The 6,148-nt window shown below is 52.3% G+C and carries 4 protein-coding genes and 1 rRNA gene; 2 read left to right on the top strand and 3 right to left on the bottom strand.

Annotation, left to right across the window (positions count from 1 at the left end):
- The first annotated feature begins 9 nt into the window (after positions 1–9).
- Together rrf and BL249_RS17240 are read left to right on the top strand one after the other, a co-directional pair.
- Positions 10–125, top strand: a 5S ribosomal RNA gene (rrf, locus tag BL249_RS17245).
- A 211-nt stretch (positions 126–336) separates the two neighbouring features.
- On the top strand, positions 337–1,656 hold the full coding sequence (locus BL249_RS17240; protein ID WP_099706760.1) for an MFS family transporter: 1,320 nt from the start codon (positions 337–339) through the stop codon (positions 1,654–1,656).
- Here BL249_RS17240 and BL249_RS17235 read toward each other — a convergent pair whose 3' ends face one another.
- From BL249_RS17235 to BL249_RS17225, 3 genes are all read right to left on the bottom strand, one after another.
- Positions 1,657–1,977: a YfiM family lipoprotein gene (locus tag BL249_RS17235; protein ID WP_099706761.1), complete on the bottom strand. Its 321-nt coding sequence runs from the start codon at positions 1,975–1,977 to the stop codon at positions 1,657–1,659.
- A gap of 42 nt (positions 1,978–2,019) precedes the next feature.
- Positions 2,020–3,375, bottom strand: coding sequence for a CDP-diacylglycerol--serine O-phosphatidyltransferase (gene pssA / locus BL249_RS17230; protein ID WP_099706762.1), 1,356 nt, complete (start codon positions 3,373–3,375; stop codon positions 2,020–2,022).
- A 100-nt stretch (positions 3,376–3,475) separates the two neighbouring features.
- Positions 3,476–6,148, bottom strand: coding sequence for a bifunctional acetate--CoA ligase family protein/GNAT family N-acetyltransferase (locus tag BL249_RS17225; RefSeq protein WP_099706763.1), 2,673 nt, complete (start codon positions 6,146–6,148; stop codon positions 3,476–3,478).

The following is a 6,148-nucleotide window of genomic DNA, read 5'->3' as shown; positions in this document are numbered from 1 at the left end:
AAGAATTTGCCTGGCGGCTTTAGCGCGGTGGTCCCACCTGACCCCATGCCGAACTCAGAAGTGAAACGCCGTAGCGCCGATGGTAGTGTGGGGTCTCCCCATGCGAGAGTAGGGAACTGCCAGGCATTAAATAAAACGAACAAGCCCCGTGCGCAAGCATGGGGCTTTTTTGTTTCTGCTGAACCAGGATGTCTGAAACAGTAATAACCACGTCAGGTTCACAAAATTGGCCGCTGTTGTCATAAAATATTTCATTGAAAGCCAGAAGCCAGGCTTTACTGATCGCTTCCTATTCATCTGGCTGATTATCAGCAGGGAACGAGCAGAGGTAGAACAATGGTGGAAGTGACTAATATAAAAGCGGTGACTGAGCATACGCAAACGGATGATCTGACACAACTCAGCGTGCGACAACGTATCTGGGCAATTTTTGGCGCTTCTTCAGGTAATCTGGTTGAGTGGTTCGATTTTTACGTCTATTCCTTTTTCTCTCTCTATTTTGCCCAGGTATTTTTCCCCAGCGGAGACAGTACCACCCAGTTATTAAAAACAGCGGGCGTTTTTGCTGCGGGCTTTCTGATGCGGCCGATTGGCGGCTGGTTATTTGGTTTCATTGCCGATAAATATGGCCGGAAAAAGTCCATGCTGATTTCGGTGTTTATGATGTGCTTTGGTTCACTGGTTATCGGCTGCCTGCCGGGTTACGCGTCGATAGGCGTTGCCGCACCGGTTATTCTCCTGCTGGCAAGAATGTTTCAGGGATTGTCCGTCGGCGGTGAGTATGGTACCAGCGCAACCTATATGAGTGAGGTGGCGCAAGAAGGGAAAAAAGGATTCTATGCTTCCTTTCAGTACGTCACGCTGATTGGCGGGCAGTTGCTGGCAGTGCTGACGGTGGTCATTCTGCAATTTATGCTAGATGATGAAGACCTGAAACGCTGGGGATGGCGTATTCCTTTTTTTATCGGCGCATTATTAGCAGTGGTAGCCCTGTTGTTGCGTCGGGCATTAAATGAAACCTCTGATCAACAAACCCGTGCGCGTAAAGACGCCGGTACGCTAAGCGGCCTGTGGAAGCATCGTCGGGCATTCCTGATGGTGCTGGGATTTACCGCCGGCGGATCGCTGAGTTTTTATACTTTCACGACTTACATGCAAAAGTATCTGGTCAATACATCAGGGATGGATGCCAGAACTGCCAGTGGCCTGATGACGGGGGCACTGTTTATTTTTATGTTGTTGCAACCGATTATTGGCGGGCTGTCTGACAGAATAGGCCGCCGTAGTTCAATGCTGATCTTTGGCGGATTATCGGCGCTATGTACCGTACCGATCCTGACGTTGCTGCAGAACGTAACCAGTCCGTGGATAGCGTTTGCGCTGGTGATGCTGGCACTGTTGATTACCAGCTTCTACACCGCTATCAGCGGTATTCTCAAAGCGGAAATGTTTCCCCCGGAGGTCCGGGCACTGGGCGTGGGGTTATCGTATGCTCTGGCGAATGCGATATTTGGCGGTTCGGCGGAGTATGTGGCGCTGTCGCTGAAATCGGCAGGCAGTGAGACGCATTTTTTCTGGTATGTTTCGGCAATGGGCGCGCTGGCATTTCTGGTATCACTGCTACTGCATCGCCGGGGACACGGGCTGAAACTGTAATTACTGACTAAGACGCCACAGCGTGTAGCCGGTGGCCGCACCGGCTACATCCCAGCTAAAGTCTTTCCAGCTCCATCCTGAGCCGGAAGGGCGGCTATCATAAGCCTCTTTTGCCGCACCAAGGCTTAAAGAAAAGAGCAGGCCAAAGCTTGCACTGCGGCTGTTGCTCATGTGCTGATGCTGACTGTATTCGCTGCCTGCAGCACTCAGCAGGCCGGAAGCAATAAAGTGTTCTGCTTTATCTTTTCCTGTCCAGTTATCATTGGCCATATGACTACAGCCAGAACAGCCCAGAATTACCAACAGCCAGCAAAATCGCATAATAACTCCATAAAAAAGCCCCGGGTAAAGCGGGGCTTAATTTCAAAGAATACGGCTGATCAGTTTATCGATACGAATACGCCGCAGCCGTCGAATTAATTTGCGAACTTTCACGGGGTAGTCCGCGATACTTTCCAGATCGCGAAAATGCTGCACAATGGTGGTATGTGTGCGAATAAGCTCCAGTTCCCGGCTGCGTTGCTCACTAAGCTGATGCTGTGGATCGTGGATCAGGATTGCGTTTTCCAGATCCAGTCGCCAGGCGCGAGGATTAAGATTATTACCGGTAATCAGCATCCACTCGTCGTCGACCCAGATACCTTTCAGATGATAGCTGTTTTCCTGATCTTTCCACAGGCGCACGGTGAGTTGCTGGCTGTTAATAAAATACTGCAGCCGGCTCAGGAAGCGGCGCAAATTAATCTCATAGAGATAAGGCAGTGCACCAATAATTTTAAATGGCTGGTCCGGAGGAATATAAAAATCGTTGGCGGTTTTGTCGCCGACAATAATTTCAACCTGTTTTCCCTGACGCAACAGGCCGATAATATTGCGCACCAGGATGGCCGGCAGATTGAAGTAAGGGGTACAAATAGTGAGCCTGTTGGTCGCGCAGGGCATCAGATGATAAATGGTTTTATTTAATAAGCTGCGTTTGCCAAGCCCAACCAGCGGCGTGACAGACAGCGTGTTATTATCCGCAGTGGATTGAAAGCGGTAATCAATGCCGCGCAGGTCCTGGCGGAACTGGCGGGTTTCGTTTTTGATTTCGGGGCTTTTCGGCCGCTCGGTACGGTCAAGACGGTGAACCGCTTCAGCTTCAATCAGGTGATGACGGACCCAGGTTGTCATGGTGTCGGCCAGTGAGGGATTGCTGATAAGCTGATAGCGATCGTAACGATATTTATCGTGCTGATGCAGGTAGACATCATTCAGACTGGCACCGGTGTAAATCACGGTATCATCAATAATTGAACCTTTAAGATGCAGGACACCGAGAGCCTCACGGGTGTTCACCGGTACGCCATAAACCGGCACTTCCGTGTCGGGATGCTGACGGGCCATTTCGCAATACCAGTCAGCGTTAGTGACGCCCTGCCTGACGCCGATGCGCCCACGTTGTGCCCGGTGCCAGTCGACCAGTACACAGATATCCAGTTCAGGACGCGCCTGTTTAGCCGCATAGAGGGCAGCAAGAATGGCCCGACCGCCATCATCATTTTCCAGGTAAAGCGCGACAATACAGATACGCTGTCTGGCGCCAGCAATTTTATCCAGCAAAGCCAGACGAAAATCTGCAGCGGAATAAAGTGTGGAAAACGCTGCTGCAGATTGTGCCAATTTAGGCAGTTGGGCAAGGTGCTGTTGGTGTTTATTACGCTTGAGTCTGGTCAACATCACAATGCGCTTCTTCTCTGTTCATAAACGGCCTCTTTTGCCACAAAATCATAAGCCTGACTGCAAATAGTATCATTAGTCTGGCGCAAAGGCCTGTGATTTACGTTTCGAAAGATTCCGCCGATTTTTTAGTCAGCGACAGTGAAAGGCCGACAATGCCATCATCCAGATGAATATCGACGCTGAATCCGAGCTTACGGGCCAGCGCTATCATGCCCTGATTGTGTGGCATCGTAATACCGTTTAGCTGTTTCAGACCATGTTCATAAGTATAGGCAATCATTTTTTCCAGCAGCCTGCGCCCCATACCCAATCCTTTAAGGTCAGAGCGAACCAGCACAGAGAATTCAGCATCAATATTATCGGCATCGGAAATTGCCCGGGTGACGCCAATGATCTCCGGTTGATGCTGCCACTCTCTTACTGCCACAATTGCCATTTCCCGATCGTAGTCGATTTGTGTCATATTGGCCAGATCGTCGTGGGTGAACTCATTGATTTCACTGAAGTAACGGTAATAAAGATCTTCTTTTGTGACCTGGCTGATAAAACGGCGTAACAGGGGTTCATCCTCTGGCAGAATCGGTCGGAACAGGCAGTTGAGGCCGTTTTTCAACGTGACCTGTTCTTCCAGATGGTGGGGGTAAGGGCGGATAGCCAGACGGGCATCCGCATCGCCACTGAAAGGATGCAGGGTCATGGTCACATCCAGCATGGTAAAGACACCCGCACCCGCCAGCAGCGGATGAATATCCAGTTCATTGACCTGCGGACAGTTAATAATCAGATGAGACACCTTAACCAGCACTTCGCTGAGCTGGGTGATATCCAAAGGTTGTAATGCGCTGCGGCTGCGTATTTTGCCACCGTCAATGGCCTGAATAACCAGATAGCGTGCCAGGGTCATATTTAACGGTGGCAGCGCCACCACCGCCTGTTGTTCAGGCACCCAGTCCGATCCTCCTTCCCCCAGCAGAATAAGCGGGCCAAATACCGGGTCCGGTCTGACCTGAATTCGTAGTTCCTGGGCGCCTGCCCGGTTTGCCATACTTTGCACCAGCAACCCCTGAATACGAGCCGCCGGCCAGGTCTGCCTGACACGGTCAAGAATGGCATCGGCGGCATGTTGAACCTCTTCTGCGGTACGCAAATAAAGCATGACCCCCTGAACCTCAGACTTATGGGCTATATCCACCGAACGCAACTTAAGTGCTACCGGGTAGCCAATCTGATTGGCAATTTGCACGGCTTCAACGCTGTCACTGGCAATCCACGTTGGCAGTACGCTCAGGCCGTAAGCCTGAAAGATATCCCGTACTTCGTGCGTGTCGAGTGACAGATTGCCGGTTTCCAGCGCCTGGGTTATCAGGGAGTGGGCCTGGGCCGTGTCCTGCATCAGTGAAGGGGGTAATGCCGGTGTTTCCCGCAGTAGCTGCTGATTACGCCGATATTCAACCATATGCATAAAGGCGCTGATGGTTCCTTCAGGCGTACGGTAAGTTGGAATGCGGGCTTCGCTGAACAGCCGGCGTGATTCCTGAGAAGAGTATTCTCCGCACCAGTTGGTCAGCAGGGTTATCTGTGCACTGCGCGGATGGGTATTGATTTGTTCAATGAGTCTTGTTGCCGTTGGGGTTGCCGGAGCGGCGGCACTGGGTGCATGAATAATCATCAGAGCGTCAAAATTATGGCTGTCAAGCAGTGCATTTATCGCTGACAGATAGCGTTCCGGCGTAGCATCATCCTGAAGATTCAGTGGATTTGTGATCAGGATATCTTCAGGTAACGCGCAGCTTAACGCGTTGCACAATGCGGCATCGGGTTGTGCCAGCTGGCCATTACGGGCATAAAGTGCATCAAGTGCCAGCGCAGCCGGCGCCGCACCGTTACTGACTATCATCAGCCGGTCGCCGCGTAGCGGGCGCATATGACTGAGGGTTTCGACGGCGGAAAAGAGTTCATGGGTATCGCGGACTCGCAGCAGGCCGGCGCGCTGGATAGCGGCGTCCCACGCTGCGTCCATGCCTGAGGGCGTGCGGAGCAACTGCTGTGCCTGCGGACTGTTACCGCTTTTTATCACCAGAATGGGTTTATTGCGTGATGCACTACGCGCCGCAGAGACAAAACGGCGTGCATCGCTGAGATTTTCAAGATGCAGCAGGATAGCCGTGGTTTTGCCATCGCGAGCCAGAAAGTCCAGCAAATCATCAACATCAATATCCAGGCTGTCACCCAGCGCGATAAACCAGGAAAACCCCAGTTGACGTTGCTGCGCCCAGTCAAGAATGGTATTAGCAACGGCCGCTGACTGCGAAATAAAGGCCACCTTACCCGGCAGGATGGGCACCGGGGAAAAGCTGGCATTAAGCCCTTGCCACGGGGCAAGCAGACCGAGGCTGTTTGGCCCTAACAAGCGCATCTGAAAACGCGCCGCGCAGAGGCGCAGTGCTTCCCATTGTGTGCAGGGGGCTGAGAGGATAATTGCTGCTTTACAACCGCGTTCGCCCAGCGCCTCAAGCAGCGAAAGATTACGGCTGGCATTAGTGCAGATAACCGCCAGATCGGGGGCCAAAGGCAGGCTGGCAATGTCGGGCCAGGCGAGCACGCCACACACGGCTTTGTAGCGTGGATTAACCGGCAAAACCGGTCCCTGAAAACCACCGTCCAGCAGATTACGCATCATCAGCCAGCCGGCACGCTGCGGTTTGGCTGAGGCACCGATGACGGCAATCGATTTAGGTCTGAGTAGTGCTTCCAGCCCGCGTTGACTCAT

It is taken from the genome of Erwinia sp. OLFS4 (assembly GCF_002752165.1).
In the GTDB taxonomy this organism is placed as follows: domain Bacteria; phylum Pseudomonadota; class Gammaproteobacteria; order Enterobacterales; family Enterobacteriaceae; genus Izhakiella.
Note: the sequence above shows the minus strand (reverse complement) of the source record. Positions and strands in the feature narration are given on the sequence as shown.

Bases quoted from the DNA above. Each gene is read 5' to 3' on its own strand.
- BL249_RS17235 (WP_099706761.1), bottom strand. From the start codon at position 1,977: ATGCGATTTTGCTGGCTGTTGGTAATTCTGGGCTGTTCTGGCTGTAGT.
- BL249_RS17225 (WP_099706763.1), bottom strand. From the start codon at position 6,148: ATGAGTCAACGCGGGCTGGAAGCACTACTCAGACCTAAATCGATTGCC.
- BL249_RS17240 (WP_099706760.1), top strand. From the start codon at position 337: ATGGTGGAAGTGACTAATATAAAAGCGGTGACTGAGCATACGCAAACG.
- pssA (WP_099706762.1), bottom strand. From the start codon at position 3,375: ATGTTGACCAGACTCAAGCGTAATAAACACCAACAGCACCTTGCCCAA.